The sequence below is a fragment of the Nocardioides epinepheli genome (assembly GCF_037936805.1).
Classification (GTDB): domain Bacteria; phylum Actinomycetota; class Actinomycetes; order Propionibacteriales; family Nocardioidaceae; genus Nocardioides.
This window is the reverse complement of record NZ_JBBMMC010000023.1, coordinates 14,273-35,867: the sequence shown is the minus strand read 5'-3', so window position 1 is coordinate 35,867 and position 21,595 is coordinate 14,273. Positions and strand designations below refer to the sequence as shown.

Annotated in this window: 18 protein-coding genes; 10 read left to right on the top strand and 8 right to left on the bottom strand. The window is 69.5% G+C overall.

The genetic code is table 11. The annotated features are described in order from the left end of the window. Positions 1-69: 69 nt before the first annotated feature. The 4 genes from WMR31_RS21600 to WMR31_RS21585 are packed head-to-tail and all read left to right on the top strand — an operon-like array spanning position 70 to position 4,369. Complete coding sequence (locus tag WMR31_RS21600) at positions 70-1,404, top strand: extracellular solute-binding protein (RefSeq protein WP_340540994.1); 1,335 nt, start codon at positions 70-72, stop codon at positions 1,402-1,404. After that, positions 1,401-2,318, top strand: a complete 918-nt coding sequence (locus WMR31_RS21595; protein WP_340540993.1) for a carbohydrate ABC transporter permease — start codon at positions 1,401-1,403, stop codon at positions 2,316-2,318. The genes WMR31_RS21600 and WMR31_RS21595 overlap by 4 nt, the downstream gene beginning before the upstream one ends. Position 2,319: 1 nt before the next feature. Then, positions 2,320-3,165 (top strand): carbohydrate ABC transporter permease, encoded by an 846-nt coding sequence (locus WMR31_RS21590; RefSeq protein ID WP_340540992.1) that lies wholly within the window; start codon positions 2,320-2,322, stop codon positions 3,163-3,165. Positions 3,166-3,169: 4 nt separating this feature from the next. Next, positions 3,170-4,369 (top strand): ABC transporter ATP-binding protein, encoded by a 1,200-nt coding sequence (locus WMR31_RS21585; RefSeq protein ID WP_340540991.1) that lies wholly within the window; start codon positions 3,170-3,172, stop codon positions 4,367-4,369. Positions 4,370-4,464: 95 nt separating this feature from the next. Here WMR31_RS21585 and WMR31_RS21580 read toward each other — a convergent pair whose 3' ends face one another. Continuing rightward, on the bottom strand, positions 4,465-5,130 hold the full coding sequence (locus WMR31_RS21580) for a DUF1707 SHOCT-like domain-containing protein (RefSeq protein ID WP_340540990.1): 666 nt from the start codon (positions 5,128-5,130) through the stop codon (positions 4,465-4,467). Positions 5,131-5,220: 90 nt separating this feature from the next. On the opposite strand from WMR31_RS21580, the gene WMR31_RS21575 reads away from it, so the two are divergent. The 6 genes from WMR31_RS21575 to WMR31_RS21550 all read left to right on the top strand — a co-directional run bounded on the left by WMR31_RS21575 (position 5,221) and on the right by WMR31_RS21550 (position 11,173). Next, complete coding sequence (locus tag WMR31_RS21575; protein ID WP_340540989.1) at positions 5,221-6,924, top strand: fumarate hydratase; 1,704 nt, start codon at positions 5,221-5,223, stop codon at positions 6,922-6,924. A 5-nt stretch (positions 6,925-6,929) separates the two neighbouring features. Further along, the gene (locus WMR31_RS21570; protein ID WP_340540988.1) at positions 6,930-7,631 is read left to right on the top strand and encodes a spermine/spermidine synthase domain-containing protein; all 702 of its coding nucleotides are present in this window, start codon (positions 6,930-6,932) and stop codon (positions 7,629-7,631) included. Between the two features lie 86 nt (positions 7,632-7,717). Next, complete coding sequence (locus WMR31_RS21565; RefSeq protein WP_340541008.1) at positions 7,718-9,070, top strand: class II fumarate hydratase; 1,353 nt, start codon at positions 7,718-7,720, stop codon at positions 9,068-9,070. Continuing rightward, positions 9,067-9,771, top strand: a complete 705-nt coding sequence (locus tag WMR31_RS21560; protein WP_340540987.1) for a class I SAM-dependent methyltransferase — start codon at positions 9,067-9,069, stop codon at positions 9,769-9,771. The genes WMR31_RS21565 and WMR31_RS21560 overlap by 4 nt, the downstream gene beginning before the upstream one ends. Before the next feature lie 120 nt (positions 9,772-9,891). Then, on the top strand, positions 9,892-10,518 hold the full coding sequence (locus WMR31_RS21555; protein ID WP_340540986.1) for a phosphatase PAP2 family protein: 627 nt from the start codon (positions 9,892-9,894) through the stop codon (positions 10,516-10,518). A 58-nt stretch (positions 10,519-10,576) separates the two neighbouring features. Then, complete coding sequence (locus tag WMR31_RS21550; protein ID WP_340540985.1) at positions 10,577-11,173, top strand: class I SAM-dependent methyltransferase; 597 nt, start codon at positions 10,577-10,579, stop codon at positions 11,171-11,173. Here WMR31_RS21550 and WMR31_RS21545 read toward each other — a convergent pair. The 7 genes from WMR31_RS21545 to WMR31_RS21515 all read right to left on the bottom strand — a co-directional run bounded on the left by WMR31_RS21545 (position 11,166) and on the right by WMR31_RS21515 (position 21,581). Then, entirely contained in the window at positions 11,166-11,522 is a 357-nt protein-coding gene (locus WMR31_RS21545) for a VOC family protein (protein ID WP_340540984.1), read from the bottom strand. The two genes, WMR31_RS21550 and WMR31_RS21545, sit on opposite strands and share 8 nt — an antisense overlap. 77 nt (positions 11,523-11,599) lie before the next feature. Next, positions 11,600-12,358 (bottom strand): aggregation-promoting factor C-terminal-like domain-containing protein, encoded by a 759-nt coding sequence (locus WMR31_RS21540; protein WP_340540983.1) that lies wholly within the window; start codon positions 12,356-12,358, stop codon positions 11,600-11,602. Positions 12,359-12,592: 234 nt separating this feature from the next. Further along, positions 12,593-13,900 carry an RNA 5'-3' helicase PhoH2 gene (phoH2, locus tag WMR31_RS21535; RefSeq protein ID WP_340540982.1) on the bottom strand — a complete coding sequence of 436 codons (1,308 nt, stop codon included), beginning with the start codon at positions 13,898-13,900 and terminating at the stop codon, positions 12,593-12,595. A 273-nt stretch (positions 13,901-14,173) separates the two neighbouring features. Continuing rightward, positions 14,174-15,772 (bottom strand): DUF1501 domain-containing protein, encoded by a 1,599-nt coding sequence (locus tag WMR31_RS21530; RefSeq protein ID WP_340540981.1) that lies wholly within the window; start codon positions 15,770-15,772, stop codon positions 14,174-14,176. A gap of 9 nt (positions 15,773-15,781) precedes the next feature. Then, on the bottom strand, positions 15,782-17,365 hold the full coding sequence (locus WMR31_RS21525; RefSeq protein WP_340540980.1) for a DUF1800 domain-containing protein: 1,584 nt from the start codon (positions 17,363-17,365) through the stop codon (positions 15,782-15,784). Between the two features lie 238 nt (positions 17,366-17,603). Continuing rightward, positions 17,604-20,492: an immune inhibitor A domain-containing protein gene (locus WMR31_RS21520; RefSeq protein ID WP_340540979.1), complete on the bottom strand. Its 2,889-nt coding sequence runs from the start codon at positions 20,490-20,492 to the stop codon at positions 17,604-17,606. A 159-nt stretch (positions 20,493-20,651) separates the two neighbouring features. Beyond that, on the bottom strand, positions 20,652-21,581 hold the full coding sequence (locus tag WMR31_RS21515) for an exodeoxyribonuclease III (protein ID WP_340541007.1): 930 nt from the start codon (positions 21,579-21,581) through the stop codon (positions 20,652-20,654). Positions 21,582-21,595: the final 14 nt, after the last annotated feature.

Genomic DNA, 21,595 nt, shown 5'->3' with positions numbered 1-21,595 from the left:
ACTAGACAAACGCGAGCCCACGGGACAGGTTGTGACCAGTGTGACGAAGCGCACTCGGAGGGAGACATTGTGAAGATTCCCCACAGGAGTCGGCCACCCGGACGACTCCGTCGCCGCAGAAGCATCGCGCTCGGGGCGGTCGGCGTACTCGCGACCACGTTGCTCGCCGCCTGCGGCAGCAGCGGCAAGCCGGTGCTCAACTGGTACGTCAATCCCGACGGCGTCGATACGCTCACCAAGCTCGCCGAGCAGTGCAGCACCGATGACTACGACATCGAGGTCCAGCTCCTCCCCTCCGGTGCGACCGACCAGCGCACCCAGCTGGCGCGGCGCCTGGCCGCCGAGGACTCCTCGACCGACCTGATGAGCCTCGACCCCGTGTTCGTGCCCGAGTTCGCCAACGCCGGCTGGCTGGAGAAGCTGCCCGACGACGCAGCCACCAAGGCACTGGACGGCGTGCTGGAAGGCCCTGCGGACACGGTGCAGTGGGAGGACTCGGTGTATGCCTTCCCCCAGTGGGCCAACACGCAGGTCCTCTGGTACCGCAAGTCGCTCGCCGAGGCGGCCGGGCTCGACATGAGCAAGCCGGTCACGTGGGACCAGGTCATCGACGCGGCCTCCGAGAACGACGGGACCGTCGGCGTCCAGGCGAACAAGTACGAGGCCTATGTCGCATGGATCAACGCGATGATCCTCGGCGCCGGCGGCGACATCGTCTCCGACACCGAGGCGGGCAAGGACGCCAAGGTCGACATCGACTCCCAGGCCGCCGCCGACGCGGCCGCGATCATCAAGAAGCTGGCCGACTCGCCGGCTGCCCAGCCGGATCTCTCCGTATCCAACGAGGGCACCAGCCTCGGCCAGATGTTCCCGCCGGACGACGCCACCCGCAAGGCCGGCGAGTTCATGGTGAACTGGACGTTCGTCTACAAGAACTACGAGCCCGGCGAGGACAAGCCCACCACCAAGGAGCAGTTCGACGACCTGGGCTGGGCGCGGTACCCCCAGACCGTCGAGGGTGAGCCGTCGCGGCCGCCGGTCGGCGGCATCGACATCGGGGTCGGGGCGTTCTCCAAGCACACCGACTGGGCTCTGGAAGCGGCCGCCTGCGTGACGACGCCGGATGCCCAGACCCAGCTCGCGGTCACCGACGGACTGATGCCGGCCCGCGAGGACGCCTACTCCGACAAGGCCCTCACCGACGCCTACCCCCAGGACCTGCTGGACCTGTTCCAGGAGAGTCTCAAGGACGGCGGGGTCCGGCCCAAGAGCGCCTACTACGCGCTCATCTCCCAGGCGATCCAGAGCCGGTGGCACGACCCGACTTCGGTCGACCCGGACACCACCCCGGGCGAGTCGGCGAAGTTCCTCCAGGACGTCCTTGACGGAAAGGCACTCCTATGAGCACCCATGCTGCCGTCAAGCCGGTCGAAAGTGACCGGATGAAGGCCGAGGCCCGCCTGGGTCAGCGCCTGGTCGCACCCGCGATCATCCTGATGCTGGTCGTGACCGCGTTCCCGATGCTCCGGGCGCTCTACCTCTCGCTGTTCAACTACTCACTCACCGCGCCCGACGATCGCGAGTTCGTCGGACTCAGCAACTACCTGGTCGCGCTCACCGACCCGCTGCTGTGGAAGACCACGGGCGTGACCGTCCTCTACATGGTCGTCACGGTGGCCTTCGAGCTCGTCATCGGCTTCGCCTTCGCGATGGTGATGCACCGGGTCATCTTCGCCCGCGGCGTGATCCGCACCTCGATCCTGATCCCCTACGGCATCATCACCGTGGTCTCGGGCTTCGCCTGGCAGTTCGCGTTCAGCTACACCAACGGTTTCGTCAACGGGTGGCTCCCCTTCGTCGGCCAGGACTTCAACTGGTTCGGCGAGACGACGCCGGCGGTGATCGCGATCATGGTCTCCGAGATCTGGAAGACCACCCCGTTCATGTCCCTGCTCCTGCTCGCGGGTCTCGCCCAGGTCTCGGAGGACATGATCGAGGCCGCCAAGGTCGACGGCGCCACCTGGTGGCAGCGGCTGTGGAGAGTGATCCTGCCCAACATGAAGGCCGCGATCATGGTCGCCGTGCTCTTCCGGGCACTGGATGCCTACCGGATCTTCGACAACATCTTCGTGATGACCGCCGGGGCCCAGAACACCGAGTCGATCAGCTTCTTGACCTATCGGCAGACGATCGAGCAGTTCCAGATCGGGATGGGCTCGGCGCTGTCGGTGCTGCTATTCCTCTCGGTGCTGCTCATCGCGTTCCTGATCGTGAAGATCTTCCGAGTGAACCTGGCCGACGCACGGCAGGAGGGCTGAGATGAACCAGAAGCTCGGACAGAAGATCGGCATGGTCGTCGGGGTCGCGCTGATCCTGATCTGGTGCCTGTTGCCGGTGGTGTGGATCATCTCGCTGTCGTTCAAGTCGCAGACCGCGATCACCAACGGCAGCCCGGGATTCTTCCCCTCCGACGGCGGTGGCGCCGGATGGCAGAACTACATCGACGTCTGGAACAACGAGCAGTTCCGGCGCGCGATCTTCAACTCCATCGGCATCAGCCTGATCGCCACGACGTTGTCGGTCATCATCGCGACGCTCGCGGCCTACGCCGTCGCGCGACTCGAGTTCCGCGGCAAGAAGCTCGTACTCACCATGGCGCTGGTCATCGCGATGTTCCCCGTGGTCTCGCTGGTGGGCCCGCTGTTCGACATGTGGCGCACCTTCGGTCTCTACGACACCTGGCCGGGGCTGATCATCCCGTACATGTCGTTCACCCTGCCGTTGGCGATCTGGACGCTGTCGGCGTTCTTCCGCGAGATCCCCTGGGAGATGGAGCAGGCCGCACAGGTCGACGGCGCCACGTCGTGGCAGGCGTTCCGCAAGGTCATCGTCCCGTTGGCCGCCCCCGGCGTGTTCACCGCGGCGATCCTGACCTTCTTCTTCGCCTGGAACGACTTCGTGTTCGGCATCTCGCTCACCTCGACCGAGAACGCCCGCCCGATCCCGGCCTCACTGTCGTTCTTCGTGGGGGCCGACCCGTTCAACCGACCGGCCTCGCTGCTGGCCGCGGGTGCGGTCATCTCCACGATCCCGATCATCGTGATCATCCTCATTTTCCAGCGCAAGATCGTCGCCGGCCTGACCTCCGGCGCAGTGAAGGGTTGAGTTCATGGCTGCAATCGACATGAAGAACATCGTCAAGAAGTACGGCGACGGCTTCCCGGCCGTGAACGACGTGAGCATCGACGTCCAAGACGGCGAGTTCATGATCCTGGTCGGCCCGTCCGGCTGTGGGAAGTCCACGCTGCTGCGGATGATCGTGGGCCTGGAGGACATCACCTCCGGCGACATGATGATCGGCGACAAGCGGGTCAACGACTTGGCGCCGCGAGACCGCAACCTGTCCATGGTGTTCCAGAACTACGCGCTCTACCCGCACCTGACGGTCTACGAGAACATCGCCTTCCCGCTGCGGCTGGCGAAGGTGGATGACGCCACCGTCGACAAGAAGGTGCGCGAGGCGTCGAGGACCCTCGAGCTCGACGAGCACCTCGAGCGCAAGCCCGGCAACCTGTCGGGTGGTCAGCGTCAGCGGGTCGCGATGGGGCGGGCGATCGTCCGGGACGCCGACGCGTTCCTCTTCGACGAGCCGCTGTCGAACCTGGACGCCAAGCTGCGTGGCCAGATGCGCAGCGAGATCGCGCGACTGCAGAAGCGACTGGGCATCACCACGGTCTACGTCACCCACGACCAGACCGAGGCGATGACGTTGGGCGACCGGGTCGCGGTCCTCAAGCGGGGCGTCCTCCAGCAGCTGGCGACGCCGCGTGAGCTGTACGAGAACCCCGGCAACCTGTTCGTCGCCGGCTTCATCGGCTCACCGCCGATGAACTTCCTCCCGGCCACGGTCGAGGGGACCACGGTGAAGCTGCCGTTCGGCTCGGTGCAGATCTCACCGGAGAAGGCCGAGCGGGTCGCCGGCAAGGGACTGCTCATCGCAGGCATCCGTCCCGAGCACTTCGAGGACGCCAGCGTGGTCGAGACCAAGGCCGAGGGCTCGACGTTCCCGGCGAACGTCGAGGTGGTCGAGTGGCTCGGCGACAAGGCCTACGCCTACGTCCCGTTCGAGGCGCCGCCGGAGGTGCAGGAGCAGCTCCAGCAGCTCGAGCGCGACCTCGACGGCGACTCGCTGCGCACCCAGCTGGTCGTCGGACTCGACGGCGCCAGCCGGATCGCCGCGGGCGACGAGGCCGAGATCTGGGTCAACACCGACAAGATCCACCTCTTCGACCCGGGCACCGGGGAGAACCTCACCGTCGACAAGGAGCGGGCCGGACGCCTGGAGGAGCGGGCGCTGAACAAGGTCTGATCGCCACCTCGACGCGACGGCGCCCCCGAGCCTCGGCTCGGAGGCGCCGTCGCGTGCGTAGCGGGACGGAACTGCCCGGGCGCGTCGGCGAGGTGTCAGTCGATCTGACGCGGCTTGCCGCCCGGCGGGAGCTCGTCGCGGCGGCGCTTGCGCTCGACGTCGACGCCACCCCAGAGCGCGAAGCCCTTGATCCGCAGCGTCGGCGAGTCGGGCGTGAGCTCGGCCTCGACCCTGTCTGAGGGACCGGAGTACCCGCCCATGATCCCGACGCCCTCGACGACCACGTCGACGTCGGGGCCGACGACCACGTGGGCGCCACCCATGATCGCGTTCACGGTGAGCACGCACTCGGCGGCACCGAAGCGGGCCTCGCGCAGGTCGAGATCGGCCCCACCCCAGAAGGCGGTGACGGTCATCTGCGCCGGTACGGTCCACACCCCCTTGCGCTCCACGCCGCTCATCACGGCGAAGTGCCGCACCGGCTTGACCGGCTCTCCGGACCGCACGACCGGCGTGCCCGTCGCCGCCGGTCGCTCGACCGCGGCCGAGGGGTCCCGCGGTCGCGGCAACGAGGTGGGCAGGTCACTGGTGATCGGCACCAGCTCGGGGTAGGTCCGCGCGGCGTAGGTGGCCTCCAGCCGCGCGTCGAGCTCGTCCATGTCGAGCCGCCCCTCCCCCGCCGCCTCGCGGAGGATCTCGGCGACCGCGTGCCGGTCGGCGTCGGAGATGCGTAGCTCGGGGGTTCGCTCGGCCTCGTCCACGACCCCACCCTACGGCGACCTCGACCCGCGAACCGACCGTCCATCATCCCGTCGTCGTCGTGGGCCGACGCCACGTCCTACGATGCGACCGTGAGCACCGAGCCCGAGTTCCGCTACTCCGACCTCCTCCCGACCGGCGCCGACCAGACGCCGTACCGGCTGATCACCACCGAGGGGGTCTCGACCGTCGACGTCGACGGGCAGACGTTCTTGAAGGTGGAGCCGGAGGCACTGCGGCAGCTCACGGCGGAGGCGATGCACGACATCAGCCACTACCTGCGCCCCGCGCACCTCGCGCAGCTGCGCCGGATCATCGACGACCCGGAGGCCTCGGGCAACGACCGCTTCGTGGCACTGGACCTGCTCAAGAACGTCAACATCTCCGCGGGCGGCGTGCTGCCGATGTGCCAGGACACCGGCACCGCGATCGTGATGGGCAAGAAGTCCGAGGGCGTCCTCACCGGGGCCGACGACGCCGAGGCGATCTCGCAGGGCGTGTTCGACGCCTACACCAAGCTCAACCTGCGCTACTCCCAGCTGGCGCCGCTGACGACCTACGAGGAGAAGAACACCGGGAGCAACCTTCCGGCCCAGATCGAGCTGTACGCCACGCCGACCAAGGACGGGAAGCCGGAGTACAAGTTCCTGTTCATGGCCAAGGGCGGCGGTTCGGCCAACAAGTCGTTCCTGTTCCAGGAGACCAAGGCGATCCTCAACCCGAAGCGGATGCTGAGCTTCCTCGACGAGAAGATCCGCTCGCTCGGTACGGCGGCCTGCCCGCCGTACCACCTGGCGATCGTCATCGGGGGCACCTCGGCGGAGTTCGCTCTCAAGACCGCCAAGTACGCCTCGGCGCACTACCTCGACGAGCTGCCCACCGAGGGCTCGATGAGCGCCCACGGCTTCCGCGACCTCGAGCTGGAGGAGGAGGTCTTCAAGCTCACCCAGTCCTTCGGGATCGGCGCACAGTTCGGCGGCAAGTACTTCTGCCACGACGTCCGCGTCGTGCGGCTCCCCCGCCACGGCGCCTCCTGCCCGGTGGCCATCGCGGTGTCCTGCTCTGCCGACCGGCAGGCGCTCGGCAAGATCACCGCCGAGGGGGTGTTCCTCGAGCAGCTCGAGACCGACCCCGCGCAGTACATGCCCGACGCCGGCGTGGCCGACGACATCGCCGGCGGCGAGGTCGTGGAGATCGACCTGAACCAGCCGATGGCCGACATCCTCGCCGAGCTCTCCAAGCACCCGGTCAAGACCCGGCTGTCCCTCACCGGTCCGCTGGTGGTGGCCCGCGACATCGCGCACGCCAAGATCCAGGAGCGCCTCGACGCCGGCGAGGAGATACCGGACTACCTCAAGAACCACCCCGTCTACTACGCCGGTCCGGCCAAGACCCCGGAGGGGATGGCGTCAGGGTCCTTCGGGCCGACGACGGCCGGCCGGATGGACTCCTACGTCGAGGCCTTCCAGGCGGCCGGCGGCTCGATGGTGATGCTCGCCAAGGGCAACCGCTCCAAGGTCGTCACCGACGCCTGCGCCACCCACGGCGGTTTCTACCTCGGCTCGATCGGCGGCCCAGCCGCCCGGCTCGCCCAGGACTGCATCAAGAGCCAGGAGGTGCTGGAGTACCCCGAGCTCGGCATGGAGGCGGTCTGGAAGATCGAGGTCGAGGACTTCCCGGCCTTCATCGTGGTCGACGACAAGGGCAACGACTTCTTCACCGACCCCTCGGGCGCGGTCACGGTGCCGCTCAGCTCGATCGGGCCGGCCGGCATCCGGGTGCGCTCGGCGGAGTGACCGCGATGGGCTCCATCGAGATCGCCCGTGCGGAGTCCGAGCGCGGCGAGCTGGTGCTGCGACGCCGCCAGGGCGAGGCCGGCTCGCCCGCGGCGCTCGAGCTGCGCGCCAACGGCGTCTTCGTGATGGACACCGTGGAGACCACGACCGAGCGTGCGCTCGCCGCCATGGCCCTGGCGGCCGTGGCGGAGCCGCGCGCGGTGATGATCGGTGGACTCGGGCTGGGCTTCACCATGCACGAGGTGCTGGCCGATCCACGCGTGGAGCGCTGCGTGGTGGTCGAGCTCGAGCAGGCCCTGGTCGACTGGATGCGCGACGGCACCATCGAGCACGGCCCGGGCGTCATCGCCGACAGCCGGGTCCGCCTCGTCGTCGCCGACATCGCGGCCGCGGTCGCCGAGGCCCGCCCCGCCTCCTACGACCTGTTGCTGCTCGACGTCGACAACGGCCCGGGCTACCTGGTCCACGACGCCAACGCCGCGTTGTACGAGAACCACTTCCTCCAGCGTGCGCGCGACCTGCTCCGGCCCGGAGGCGCGGTCGCGGTCTGGTCGGCCGCGGAGGCCCCAGACCTCGAGGAGACCCTCACCGCGGTCTTCTCCTCGGTCCGGGTCGAGCGATACGACGTGCGTCTCGGCGAGCGCGACGAGCACTACTGGCTCTACCTCGGCTGCCTCGGACCCGGGCGGAGCCCTACCGGCCGGTAGTCGCCGAGGGTGGGGCGCCATGTGCACCCTGCGGTTAGGTTGGGGTAGTGAACGACACCCACGGCGTCCGGATCGAACACGATTCGATGGGCGAGGTCGAGGTACCCGCCGCGGCGCTGTGGCGAGCGCAGACCCAGCGCGCGGTGGAGAACTTCCCCATCAGCGGGACACCGATCGAGCCGGCCCTGGTGCACGCCCTGGGCCACGTCAAGGCGGCAGCCGCGGCGGTCAACGGCGAGCTCGGCGTGGTGGACGCGGGGGTCGCGGACGCGATCATCGCCGCCGCCAGGTCGGTCGCATCCGGCGAGCACGACGACGAGTTCCCCATCGACGTCTTCCAGACCGGCTCGGGCACGAGCAGCAACATGAACGCCAACGAGGTGATCGCCTCGCTGGCCGCGAAGGCCGGCATCGAGGCTCATCCCAACGACCACGTCAACGCCAGCCAGTCGAGCAACGACACCTTCCCGACCGCGATCCATGTCGCGGTGACCCTCGCCGTCGTCAACGACCTGGTGCCCGCGCTGGACACGCTGGCCGACTCGCTGGAGGCGAAGTCGGAGGAGTTCGGCGAGCTGGTGAAGTCCGGCCGCACCCACCTGATGGACGCGACGCCGGTGATGCTCGGGCAGGAGTTCGGCGGCTACGCGGCCACCGTGCGCTACGGCGCCGAGCGGCTGTCGGCGGTCCTCCCCCGGGTGCGCGAGCTCCCGCTGGGCGGCACCGCGGTCGGCACCGGCATCAACACGCCGCCCGGCTTCGCGGCTCGCGTCATCGAGGTGCTCAGCGAGGAGACCGGGCAGGCCTTCACCGAGGCGCGCAACCACTTCGAGGCCCAGGGCACCCGCGACTCGCTGGTCGAGCTCAGCGGCGTGCTGCGCACGATCGCGGTGGGCCTCACCAAGATCTGCAACGACCTGCGCTGGATGTCGTCGGGCCCCACCACTGGTCTGGCCGAGATCCACCTCCCCGACCTGCAGCCCGGCTCGAGCATCATGCCCGGCAAGGTGAACCCCGTGCTGCCGGAGGCCACCCTCATGGTGTGCTTCCAGGTGGTCGGCAACGATGCCGCGGTCACGATGGCCGGCGCCAGCGGCAGCTTCGAGCTCAACGTCGCCATGCCCGTGATCGCGCGCAACGTCCTGGAGTCGGTGCGGCTGCTCTCGACGTCCACGACCCTGCTCGCGCGCCGCTGCATCGACGGCATCACCGCCGACGCCGACCGGATGCGCCGCTATGCGGAGTCGTCTCCCTCCGTCGTCACCCCGCTGAACCGTCACCTGGGCTACGAGGCCGCGGCGAAGATCGCCAAGCAGGCGCTGGCCGAGGGACGCACCATCCGCGAGACCGTTCTCGCCCTCGGCTACGTCGAGCGCGGCGAGATCACCGAGGCCGAGCTCGATGCGGCCCTCGACCTGGAGGGGATGACCCACCCATGAGCATGTCCGATCGCGACCTGGTTCGCGAGCAGTACCGCACCGAGGCCCACCTCGAGACCCGACTGTCGGTCTGGTACCCCACCGCCGACGGACGCGACCCGGCGACCGAGGCACTGGCCGCCCTCGTCGACGCGACGCCCGACGCCGTGCTCGAGGTCGGCTGCGGGACCGGCGCGTTCGCCTCCCGCATCGTGGCCGCGCTCCCGGAGGCCGAGGTGATCGCGGTCGACCAGTCCCAGCGGCTGGTGGAGCTCACCGCCTCGCGCGGGGTGACCGCGCAGGTCGCCGACGCCGAGGATCTCCCCTTCGCCGACGACACCTTCGACGCCGTCTCGGCGATGTGGATGCTGTACCACGTTCCCGACCTGCATCGGGGTCTCTCGGAGATGCGCCGCGTGCTGCGCCCCGGAGGAACCCTGGTCGCGGTGACCAATGGCGACGACCATCTCATCGACCTGCGCCGCGAAGGTGGCGGCGAGCCCTTGGTCACGCAGTTCTCGAGCGAGAACGGCGAGCAGGCGCTCGCCGAGCACTTCGACGACATCACCCGCGACGACCTGCGCACCCAGGCGGTCTTCCACGACCACGCCGCAGCCCTGGCCTACCTGGAGTCCACGCCCGAGGACGTCGAGTGGGCGCTCCCGGCGTTCGACGGCTCGCGCGACTACGCAGGCCACGTCTCGGTGTTCGTGGCGCGCTAGCGGCGGCGCGGCACACAGGCGGCCCTTCGCGAATCCTCACCTCCGCCTCAAGAAGCGACCCTAGGTTCATCCCTGTCAACCAGGGTGGCCGTCGAGGCTGCGCGATCGGAGGGATGCCGGATGCCGGTCGCACACCCCGGACACGTCGTCGGAGGGACCACCGAAGAGCGCTGGTTCGGCGCGGTGAACGACCTCTCGCGCGATACCCCGTGGCTGCACGAGGCCGCGCGGCTGTTCGCCGAGTACGGCGTGGTGCTGTTCGGTGCCCTCCTGCTGCTCTCGTGGTGGTGGGCCCGCCGCGGTGGCGACGTCCGGCAGGTCTCGGCCGCACTGTGGGCCCCGCTCGGCGTGCTGATCGCGGTCGGCGTCAACCAGCTCCTCGGCGCGGCAGTCGCCGAGCCGCGGCCGTATACGGCGCTGCCCGGCGTGCTCGTCCTGGTGCCCCGGAGCACCGACTACGCCTTCCCGAGCGACCACGCGGTGATGGCCGGTGCGGTGGCAGCCGGCGTCTGGCTGGCTCATCGCAGGCTCGGGCTGTTGGCCACCTCGCTCGCGCTGCTCATGGCGGCTACGAGGGTCTACGTCGGAGCTCACTTCCCGCTCGATGTCGTCGCTGGCCTCGTCGCTGGCGCGGTGGTCGCGGTCATCTCCTACCTCGCCGTGCGTCCCTTGCTGACCCGCCTGATCGCTGGGCTCGCCGGCACGCCGGCTCGGCTCCTGCTCACCGCCGCCCCGCGACCGAGATGACCACCAGCGTCGGCGGTCGGCCGAGTCGCGGCCGCTCCGGCGCCGATAGGCTCGGCCGATGAGCCTCGACCAACGCGACTACTGGGACGGCGAGGCCGAGCGCTTCGACGACGAGCCCGACCACGGCCTGGGCGAACCCACCACCCGCGAGGCGTGGCGCGCGCTCCTGGCGTCGCAGCTTCCGGAGCCGCCGTCCGACGTCGTCGACCTCGGGTGCGGTACGGGCACGCTGTCGCTGCTGCTGGCCGAGGCCGGGCACCGGGTCCGCGGACTCGACCTCGCGCCACGCATGATCGAGCGCGCCCGCACCAAGGCGACCGAGGCCGGTCTCGAGGTCGAGTTCGTCGTCGGCGACGCCGCCGCCCCGGCCTACCCGCTCGGGTCGGCCGACGTCGTCTTGTGCCGGCACGTGCTGTGGGCGCTGCCCGACCCCGCGACCGCGCTCGCTCGCTGGGCCGCCCTGCTCCGCCCCGGCGGCCGCCTACTGCTGGTCGAGGGACGGTGGCACACCGGCGCCGGCCTCACGGCGGCCGACACCGAGCGGCTGGCCGCGACGGTCGGCGCCGACGTCCGGGTGCTCCCGATGACCGACGACGTCTACTGGGGCGGCCCGATCACCGACGAGCGATACCTGGTGTGCGCGCGGGTCAACTGAGGCAGAGGCAGAACGGGTGGCCGGCGAGGTCGTCGAAGACGCGGAAGGTCATGCCGGGCTGGATCTGGTGCTTGGTGGCCCCTAGCGCAAGGACCGCAGCCTCGGCCTCGTCGAGATCGTCCACGACGACGTCGAGGTGCATCTGCTGGGGCCGCTCCTGCCCCGGCCAGCACGGCGGTCGGTAGTCCTCGACGGACTGGAAGCTGAGGCGGCGACCATCCTCTGCTCGGACGTCGATCCAGCCGTCCTGCGGGTCGATGCGCCAGTCGAGCAGGGCGGCATAGAAGTGGGCGAGTGCGTCGGCGTCGGCGCAGTCGATGACGACGGTGGGGTGCCGGGCTATGGCCATCGCGCCACGGTAGGTGACAACCAGGACGCCCCGCGTCCGATTCGATGTGGTCGGGCGTGGCCGGTACGTCGTGTGGCTCAGTACCAGCCGTGGGACTGGCTGTGGCCCCATGCGCCGCAGGGGCTGCCATAGCGGTCCTGGATGTAGCCCAGGCCCCAGCGGATCTGGGTGACGGGGTTCGTGGCCCAGTCGGCGCCGGCCGAGGCCATCTTCGAGCCCGGCAGCGCCTGCGGGATGCCGTAGGCCGAGGACGAGGGGTTGTCGGCGTAGGGGTTCCAGTTCGACTCGCGGATGTAGAGCGAGTCGAGGCAGGAGAACTGGTCGGCGCCGAAGCCGAACTCGGCGAGCAGGGCGCGGGCGATGTCGCGCGGGTCGGCGTCGGAGAGGTCCTGGCTGCCGGCCTCGACCGGGCCCTCGGCCTCGGTGGTGAGCGCGGCCGCCTTGAGCGGGTCGGTGGCCTCGCGCCGGTCGGCGGAGCGGGAGAGCTCGGTCGTGCGCGCCAGCGGCTCGACCTCGGCCGCACGCGCGGCGAGCTCGGGGTCGATCCCGAGCGACGAGGAGTCGTCGGCGGAGTCGCTGTCGCCACCGCTGGTGGACAGGGGCGCCGAGGCGAGGTCGGCCTGCACCTTCGTGCGATCGGACCCATCGGCCGCGTTCGCGGTGGCCGGACCGTCAGAGCCCATCAGCAGGCCGCCGGAGATGGTCGCGCCGGTGGCGGCGACCGCGAGCGAGGACAGCACCACCGTGGTGCCGATCACCTTGCGCGGCGCGACGGGCAGAGCGGGTCGCGCGGGGGCGGCACGGTGCTTCGGGACGTGCTTTACATGCTTCGACACAAGTGGAACCCAGGGGTAGACGGCAGTCGGTGCCTCAAAGGCGGGCGATCGGCTGGGTCCGACGCTGGACCACTAAAGATCTCGGCCCACCATGCCGTCTGCTTGAGGCAGGTGCAAACCGAACCGCGAGATCTGTGCAGAGTTTCAATCAGATCTATGTCACATCAGATCACTTGAGTCACACAGAACTCACAGGTCCCAGAAGTCGCAGCCGCTCGAACCTGCCCGGCGCTCTCACACCGTGGCGTTCTCGAGCATCTCGGTGACCAGCGCGGCGATCGGCGAGCGCTCGGACCGGGTCAGCGTGACGTGCGCGAAGAGCGGGTGGCCCTTGAGCTTCTCGATCACCGCGACGACGCCGTCGTGGCGTCCCACCCGCAGGTTGTCGCGCTGGGCGACGTCGTGGGTGAGGACGACCTTGGAGTTCGCCCCGATCCGCGAGAGGACCGTGAGCAGCACGTTGCGCTCCAAGGACTGCGCCTCGTCGACGATCACGAACGAGTCGTGCAGGGACCGGCCGCGGATGTGGGTGAGCGGAAGCACCTCGAGCATCCCCCGGTCGAGGACCTCCTCGATCACCTCGCGCGAGGTGACCGCGCTGAGGGTGTCGAAGACCGCCTGGCCCCACGGCGACATCTTCTCGGTCTCCGAGCCGGGCAGGTAGCCCAGCTCCTGACCTCCGACGGCGAACAGCGGCCGGAACACCACGACCTTCTGGTGCTGGCGCCGCTCGAGGACCGCCTCGAGACCGGCGCACAGCGCGAGCGCCGACTTGCCGGTGCCGGCCCGGCCGCCCAGCGACACGATGCCGACCTCGGGATCCATCAGCATCTCCAGCGCGATCCGCTGCTCGGCACTGCGGCCGTGGATGCCGAAGGCCTCCCGGTCCCCACGAACCAGGTGCACCCGCTTGTCGGCGCCGACCCGGCCCAGCGCAGTCCCGCGCTCGGAGAGCAGGACCAGACCCTGGTGGCACGGCAGGTCGCGCGCCTGATCGAGATCGATCGTGCCGTCGTCGTAGAGCTCGTCGAGCGCGGCGGCCTCCACGTCGAGCTCGGCCATGCCGCTGTAGCCGGTGTCGGAGTCGGAGATCGCCTCGGCGCGGTACTCCTGGGCGTCGAGGCCGACGGCGGAGGCCTTGATCCGCATCGGGAGGTCCTTGGACACCAAGGTGACCCGCTTCCCCTCCTCGGCAAGGTTGCGTGCGACCGCGAGGATCCGGGTGTCGTTGTCCCCGAGCCGGAAGCCCGACGGGAGCGAGGTCGGGTCGGTGTGGTTCAGCTCGACGCGCAGCGTGCCGCCGTACTCCCCCACGGGCACCGCCTCGTCGAGGCGTCCGTGGGTGACCCGCAGGTCGTCGAGGCGGCGCAGTGCCGAGCGGGCGAAGTAGCCGAGTTCGGGGTGGTGGCGCTTGGCCTCCAGCTCGGTGATCACCACGACGGGCAGGACGACCTCGTGCTCCTCGAAGCGACCCATCGCGCCGGGGTCGGCGAGCAGGACGCTGGTGTCGAGGACGTAGGTGCGGGTTGCGGCTGTGGCCACGGTGAACCCCTTACCGAGCCGCGCGCGCACTCCTCGCCCGGCCCCTAGTCGACGCAGTTGGACCGGAGAGGTGCCCCAGCGCCGGAGTGCCGGCGTCCTTCCACCGCAGGTGCCATCGCTGACACCTCGTCGGTGAACTGATCGTGATCTCTCACGCTGGGGCCTCCCGATGCAGCCAGCTTCCCCACTGGCCACTGGTGCCGACGCTACGACCGTCGCCGGGCCGATTCCGGTCCGACACGCCCGAGCACGGTGAACGGAGGGTGAAGGGTCCTACTTCCTGACCGTGCCGAACGACACCACCCGCTCCAGCGGCTGGTAGCCCGCCGCGCGGCAGGTGATCCGCACCTTCAGGTCCGAGCCCTTCCACTTCTTGCGGACGACGGCGCTCGGGTTGCTGCCGCGCTTGCGGACCTTCCCGCCGGCGGTCGTCTCCCAGCGATAGGTCACCGCGACCCCGGCCTTCAGACCGGCCGCGGAGAGCACCGGCTCCGGCGCGGTGACGCGACGACGAACCCGGGCCTTGCCGCGCTTGGTGCCCATGGAGCGGTAGAAGCCCGCAGGCTGCCTCGGCAGCACGTCGCCGCCACCTTCGAGCGACGTCGAGGAGTGCATGAATCCGACGCGGGCAGGGGTGAGGCCGGGGAACACCGTGCTCAACCGGCGCTCGGGGTAGAGCACCGAGACCACCTCGGCGAGGACGTCGCGGTAGTCGGTGGTGACCGGGAGGTCGGCGTTGTCGGTGTTCTCGATGCCTGGCCACCGGCCGTAGTAGCCACCCTTGACGCCGCCGCCGAGGACGAACATGACGTTGCCGTGTCCGTGGTCCAGACCGCGTCCGGCGTTCTCCTTCACCCGGCGGCCGAACTCGCTGATGGTCACGACGGTCACCTTGTCGGCCAGCGGACCCAGATCCTTGAAGAAGGCTGCGAGCGCCGCCCCCAGCGGCTTGACCATCGTGAGGAGGTTGCCTCCGGAGAGGTTCCCGACGTTCTGGTGGTGGTCCCAGCTGCCCTGGTCGACGGTGATCACCTCGGCACCGACGTCCGCGCGGATCATTCGCGCGGTCGCGGCGAGCGCCGAGCCCAGGTCGCCCGCCGGGTAGCCGGTGCCCTTGGGGCTGGCGATCACCGGGGCGAAGGTGTCGGCCACCGCGAACGCGCGGGCGCCACCGGCCACCGGCCCGTTCTTCTCGTCCTGCCACAGCGAGCGCATCCCGGTCAGCCACCCGTTCGGATCCGGCCCGCTGACCCGGATCGCGTCGAGGCCGCGGGTCGCCAGGACCGGTGTGGGACCGTAGCTCTGGGTGGCCAGGGTCGTGCTGCCGAGCTGGATGCCGTTGAGCAGGCTGGTGCCGGCCGGGTTGAGCGACAGCAGCCGGTTCAGCCAGCCCACTCGCTCCGAAGAGCCGGGATCGGCGTCCTCGACCTCCTCCATCGCGGAGAAGTGCGAGCGGGTGGTGACCCGCTGCCCGGTGGCGTGGATGGCAGCCATGGAGCCGGCCTCCCACATCGGCAGCAGCGGCGCGAGCTCTGGGTGCAGGCCGAAGAAGTCGTCGGCCGCGATCAGCCGCTCCTTGGGGATCGAGATCGAGGGCCGCGCGGCGAAGTAGACGGGGTCGCCGTGCGGCACCATCAGCGACATCCCGTCGGCCGCTCCGCGCAGCGAGAGGACGACCAGCACCCGGTCGGCCTTGCCGGTGGCGGCGTAGGCGGTCTCGATGAAGGCGTCGCCGAGCACGCTGACGGCGGCCAGGCCACCGGCCAGCCCGGCTCCGATCCGGAATGCGTTGCGACGCGAGACCGAGGCCTGGAAGTCGCAGCAGGATCCGGCAGTCGCGTCGATGTTGTTCGAGGTCAGGTTCGTAGTCATGTCGGCCCCTCAGCGCAGGTAGAACACGGGCTGGTTGAGCACCAGGCTCAGCAGGTGGCGCACCCGGTTGTGCCGGATGATGGTGTGAGTGCTGGTGATGACCTCGTTCGCGCCGAAGCCGACCGAGGTCGTGCAGGCGTTCAGCAGGCGGTCGGTCGACTCCCGGCCGAGCAGGACCCGGCTGAGGTGGTCGACGAACTCGGCCAGCGTGATGCCGTCCTCGGGCAGCCAGTCGGCGTGCGGTCGGTTCTTCGCGTCGTGCGGCCAGCCGTCGATCATCCCGATGTGCAGCTCCCAGCTGCCGAGGAACCGGGACGGGTTGGTCCACGCCGCGTTGTCGGCCGGCGGCCCGTCGGGTGCGGTCCAGTTGAACGGGATGTCACCGAGGCTCAGGCCGAGCACCGACATCTGGTTGGTGCCTCCGCCGGCGGGACCGGGCGGCTTGGCGAACTCGGTGCCGAGGGCCCGGTAGACGGTGATCAGCTCGTCGGTGGGGGTGCGCACCTTCTTGTCGGCGGAGTCCCAGAACTCCGGGTGCCCGAAGAGCTTCTGCAGGACCGGCTCGATCTTGGTGCCGCTGGAGCGGTAGACGCCGGCGAGGTCCTCGACCAGGGCGTTGCTGGGGGTGTCGCTGACGAACCGGACCGCGAGCTTGCGGCAGATCCGGCGCGCGGTCGCCTCGTGGTGGGCCAGGTAGCGCAGATAGGCGCGCGTGGCGGCCTGGCCGTCGGCGTCGGCGTTCGGATGGGTGAAGCCCATGATCTGCAGCTCCCCGACATGGTGGAGCGACGGGTCGTACCAGGCGATCCACTCCGGGGCGGTCTTCACCTGGTAGCCGGTGAGCATCCGCGCGGAGTTCTTGACGTCGTCCTCGGTGTACTTGCCCTGGCCGACGGTGTGCAGCTCGAGGAGCTCGCGGCCCAGGTTCTCGTTGATCGCGCCCTTCTTGGACCGGACGTTGTCCAGCGACATGTTCATCGCCGCGTGCGTGGTGGAGGCCTGGAGCAGCTCCTCGAAGCTGGTGAGCGCCAGCCGCTTGATGTCGCGCCCGAAGCTGCTGCGGAACTGGAGGACGCCGTCGTCGACCAGCGGGATGTAGAAGTGGTTCTCCCAGAACTCCGACATGATCTCCAGCACCTGGCGGTTGGAGTACATCCGCTTCACCATCGCCCAGGTGCGGTAGTTCCCGGCCGCGACGTGGCCGCCCTCCGGCACCGTGGACACCTGCTGGGGCGTGCCCATCACCGACGTCGGCCACCAGCTGTCGACGGCGGTGGCCATCGCGCTCTCGCTCACCGTCGCGGGCGAGAGCTGCGCGGTGAACCAGCGCTCGGGCGTGCCGGCGGCCCGCAGCTGAGCCAGGGTGTCGGGAGTGAACCCGAAGGTGAACCGGTTGATTGCGTGGCGTTCGCGAGCGGTGGGCACCGGAGTCTTGGTGTAGCTCCCCGCTGCGGATGCGGGCGCCGAGCTCGTGGCGGCCACGGCACCGGCGGCGGCGGTGACCGCGCCACCCTTCAGCAGTCCGCGACGTCCGACCTCGAAGCGTCCGCGTGACTCACCTGAGCTCGCTGACCGGGCGCGTGACACAGCCATTTGTCTCCCTCTGTGGGGTCGGTTCGGCCCGTCGCCGAAATCGACGAGCGCACGTGGTTGACCTGCCACTGGGGGTAACAGACTCAGGCACCCTACTGAAAGTAAAGAGAATGTAAAGAGGTCGGCTCCTGCGGCGTACGGATCTTCTCACCGACGAGGCGTGCGTGACTCCGAAATGCCGCACGGGACCGGCCCTGGTATGGACCGGCCCCGTGTCGGGCCCGAATGGCTCTGGGTGCTACTTGACGGTGAGCTTCACCGTCTTCGAGGACCGAGCGAAGGCGTCAGCGCCCTGGTACTTCACGACCAGCGCGTACTTCCCGGCCTTCTTCTTGGCCGGCACGGTCACGGTGACCTTGCCGTTCTTGAGGGCCTTCACGCCGACCAGCTTGCCGGCGTACTTCACCTTGACCATGCCGGTCGGGGTGAAGGCGGAGGTCACCTCGATGGTGACCTTGGCCTTCTTGCCCTTCTTGATCGGCTTGGGCGCGGTGACCTTGACCTTGGTGGGCGCCTTGGCGACCTTCGCAGTCGGGGCCGACTCCGCGACGCCCTCGATCGAGGTGGCCGACTTGGCGGTGACCATCACGGTGATCTTCTTGCCGACGTCCTGCGGCTGGAGCTGGTAGGTCGCGGCGGTCGCACCGTTGATCAGCTGGCCCGAGGCGTACCACTGGTAGCTGTAGGTCAGATCGCTCTGGTCCCACGTGCCGGTGCTCGCCTTGAGGGTCTTGCCGACCTGGGCCTTGCCGCTGACGACGGGCGCCTTGGTGGCCTTCGGGGCCTTCGAGCCGATCTCGATCACCATCTGGCCGGTGGTCTCGTTGGACGACAGGACCTTGATGATCGTGCCGGAGCCGGCCACCTTCGTGGAGCCCCACGGGTTCTCAGCGTCCCAGTAGGCGTCGGGGTCGGTGTCGTCGAACGTCGTGACGCCCGGGCTGGACGGCACGCTGAGCGTCCGGGTGCCGTCCGGCTCCGCCTCCGCGGTGAACGAGACGCCGTCGGTCGTGTCGACGTCGAAGGTGGCGTCGTAGGACTGCAGGCGGCTGTTCGGGCGGCTGCCGTCGCTCCACTTGATCATCTTCGGGTGCGCGTCGACCGGAAGCGACTGACCGCCACCGGGGTGCAGGATGGTGTTGTTGTCGCCGTAGAGCCCGTTCTGGAACCAGACCAGCATGCCGTCCTGATAGGGGTAGTAGGCGACGCGGCTGGTGTTGGTGCGCACGTTGGTGCCGATGTAGGGGCCCTCGGCCAAGGTGGCGTCGTAGCCCATGTACTGACGGTTCTCCACCAGGTAGTACTGCGAGTAGTTGGCCTGGTAGGTGCCCTCGGCCGCGGCGAACCAACCGCCCAGGGTCCAGTCGTTGGCGCTGTCGAAGTTCGACGTGTAGTCGCCGACCGCCAGGTCGTCGACCGCCATGCCGAACCCGTGGGTGTTGTCGTCGGTCACGTAGTTCCACCGCAGCCGCACGGTCTTGTCCGCGTAGGCGCTCAGGTCGGCGGTGAGGTCGATCCAGCCATCGGTGGCACCCGAGATGCCCTGGCCGAGGTTGGACCCGTTCGGGTTCGTCGTGCGCGACTCGCTCGTGGCGACCGAGGTCCAGGTGGCACCGTCGTCGTCGGAGACCTGGAGGTAGGCGTAGTCCCAGTCCTCCTCGATGTCGTAGTTGACCTTCGCCGTCAGGTCGGCGGTGGCTGCGGTGATCGCGATCGGCTTGCTGACCGCGGTCGCGGAGGTGCGGTCCCGCTCACCGGAGTACAGGAAGGTGCCCTCGCCCAGCTCCTCGGGCGCCTCGGCGTCGGTGTAGCCGTCGGGGACGTTGACCAGCGCGGCCTGGGCACCGACGGTGCTGGCGTGGTACGAGGGACCGAGGGTGACCTTGCCGCTCTCGCCGGCCGCGACGTCGACGGTCGCCAGGTCGTTGGCGCCGTACCAGCCGAGGAAGCGCTTCTCCGTCGGACCCATGTGGTTGGGCGTGGTGCCGGTGGCGCCGTCGCCGTGGCTGAGCCACGAGCCGGAGCTCATCAGCGTCCAGAAGCCGGTGCCGTTGTCGCCCTTCTTCGTGTCGTAGAAGTCGGGCAGCCCGAGGTCGTGGGCGAACTCGTGGGCGAACACGCCCAGGCCGCCGTCCTCCGGCTCGGTGGTGTAGTCGCGGATCCACATGCCGGTGTCGCCGATCTGGATGCCGCCGGCGGGGTAGCACGCGGTGCAGTCCTCGGTCGTCTCCGGACCGTCTTGGTTGAAGCCGCCCTGGTTGGCCGACCAGCGGTGCGACCAGATGGCCCACGGCTCGGCGCCGGCCTCCTCGCCGCTGCCGGCGTGGATGGCCTGGAAGTGGTCGATGTAGCCGTCCGGCTCGTCGGTGATGCCGTCGCCGTCGAGGTCGAAGCGGTCCCACACGTCGAATCCGTCGAGATACTCGACGATCTGCTCGGGCGTCTTGCCCTGGGCGATCTGGTCGTCGTACCAGGCGTTGGCCGAGTCCTGGATGAAGTCGGTCATGTCCTCTTGGGACTCTTCACCGTCGGCCTGGCTGTAGGTGCCGGCGGCCTTGTCGAGCTTGACCCAGTCGCTGACGTCGCCCTCGAGGTCGAAGCGGCCGCTCGACATCTCCTTGTAGGAGTCCTTGAAGGACTCGCCGTCCTGCTCGGGCATGCCGTTGAAGAACATGTCCAGGTAGTGCTCGCGGGAGAAGTCCGACTTCCAGTAGCTGGTGTTGTCCGACCGGGCCGGCTCGGGGATCTCGTTGTGCAGCGGACCGGTCTGGCCGGGGAACGGCGAGCCGGTCTCGTCGTCGCCGAACTCGACGAGGAAGGTGAGCAGCTGCGCGGTCTGGTTGATCGGGTAGGAGACCAGGGAGCCGTCGGCGAGCTCGATCTTGCGCTTGGTGCCCTTGCCGACCAGGCGGGCGTCACCGGCGGCGAGCTCGTCGAGCGCGCGCTGCTTGGTGGAGGCCTTCTGGGTCGCCAGGGGGTCGAAGCGGTTGTGACTGCGCTCGGCGCCCGCCTCGGCCTTCGTGGGCGCGGGATCTGGCTTTGCTGACTGGGGTGCTGCTTGAGCCGGCATCGTGGCCAACACTGGTGTCACGAACATCAGTGCGCCCGCCGTGACGGCACTCGTCACACGACGATTCAACTTGCCCTCCGGGAGTTGTCATCGGGCCGCGTTCGGCCCGGCGGCGTGAAAGACCGCAGCGGGCAGGCAATCAGATGGGCGCCCGGCCCGTAAAGGGTCTGCGGTAACAAACGGGTTACAACGAAGGGATTCCGGCCCCAGGCGCGATCAGAGGTGATCCGTATGGTCGACTGCGTATTCCACCACGACGGGCGCGTGGTCGCTCATCCGTTCGGGGCGTGTCGCGGCGCGATCGACCGAGGCGCTGACGGCGGCGCGGGCCAGCGCCGGAGTGGCCAGATGATGGTCGATCCGCCAGCCGACGTCGTTCTCGAAGGTCTGGCCCAGCCAGCTCCACCACGACATCGGCCCGATCTCGTCGGGACGAAGCCGGCGTACGACGTCGACGAGGCGACGAGGGCCGGTGACCGCGGCGAACCACTCGCGCTCCTCGGGCAGGAAGCCCTCCATCTGCCGGCTGGCCCGCCACCGGGTGACGTCGGCGGGCTCGGGTGCGATGTTCAGGTCGCCGAGCAGCAGGAAGTCGCGTCCGGCGCGGCGGGCCCGCCGTCGCGAATGGTCCAGGTGGCGGGCGAAGGCGTCGAGGAAGGCCATCTTGCGGGCGTACCTCGCGCCGCCGTCGGGCGCCTCGCGCATCCGGCCGGGCTTCTGCAGGTGCGCCGGCAGACCGCCCTTGGGAAGGTAGAGGGAGGCGACGGTGATCGGCCGGTCGGCGAGATCCACCTCGACGTAGCGCCCTTCGTCGGCGAAACGGCGCAGGCCCCGGGCGAGGACGTCGGGCGCCGCCTCGCGCCACCGGGTCGCGCCGTCGGCCGCTCGGCTGAGCACCGGCGCGCCCCAGGTACGGACGCCCGCCGGTGGGACCCGGGTAAGGACGCCGACGCCGTTGCGGCCGGCCCGGCTCCCGGGGTCGTAGGTCAGGTGCAGAGCGCCGAAGGCGTCCCCGGGAAGGGCGTCGGCCGGACAGCGCACCTCCTGGAGCGCGATCACGTCGCACTCGCGCGCCGCCAGCCACTCGGTGAACCCGCGCCGCCGACTGGCCCGGATGCCGTTGACGTTGAAGGTGGCGACGCGCAGGCGCCCGGGGTCGG

Coding starts and splice junctions, on each gene's coding strand:
- WMR31_RS21595 (WP_340540993.1), top strand. CDS start 1,401: ATGAGCACCCATGCTGCCGTCAAGCCGGTCGAAAGTGACCGGATGAAG.
- WMR31_RS21590 (WP_340540992.1), top strand. CDS start 2,320: ATGAACCAGAAGCTCGGACAGAAGATCGGCATGGTCGTCGGGGTCGCG.
- WMR31_RS21585 (WP_340540991.1), top strand. CDS start 3,170: ATGGCTGCAATCGACATGAAGAACATCGTCAAGAAGTACGGCGACGGC.
- WMR31_RS21570 (WP_340540988.1), top strand. CDS start 6,930: ATGGGCTCCATCGAGATCGCCCGTGCGGAGTCCGAGCGCGGCGAGCTG.
- WMR31_RS21565 (WP_340541008.1), top strand. CDS start 7,718: ATGGGCGAGGTCGAGGTACCCGCCGCGGCGCTGTGGCGAGCGCAGACC.
- WMR31_RS21560 (WP_340540987.1), top strand. CDS start 9,067: ATGAGCATGTCCGATCGCGACCTGGTTCGCGAGCAGTACCGCACCGAG.
- WMR31_RS21555 (WP_340540986.1), top strand. CDS start 9,892: ATGCCGGTCGCACACCCCGGACACGTCGTCGGAGGGACCACCGAAGAG.
- WMR31_RS21550 (WP_340540985.1), top strand. CDS start 10,577: ATGAGCCTCGACCAACGCGACTACTGGGACGGCGAGGCCGAGCGCTTC.
- WMR31_RS21545 (WP_340540984.1), bottom strand. CDS start 11,522: ATGGCCATAGCCCGGCACCCCACCGTCGTCATCGACTGCGCCGACGCC.
- WMR31_RS21530 (WP_340540981.1), bottom strand. CDS start 15,772: ATGACTACGAACCTGACCTCGAACAACATCGACGCGACTGCCGGATCC.
- WMR31_RS21525 (WP_340540980.1), bottom strand. CDS start 17,365: ATGGCTGTGTCACGCGCCCGGTCAGCGAGCTCAGGTGAGTCACGCGGA.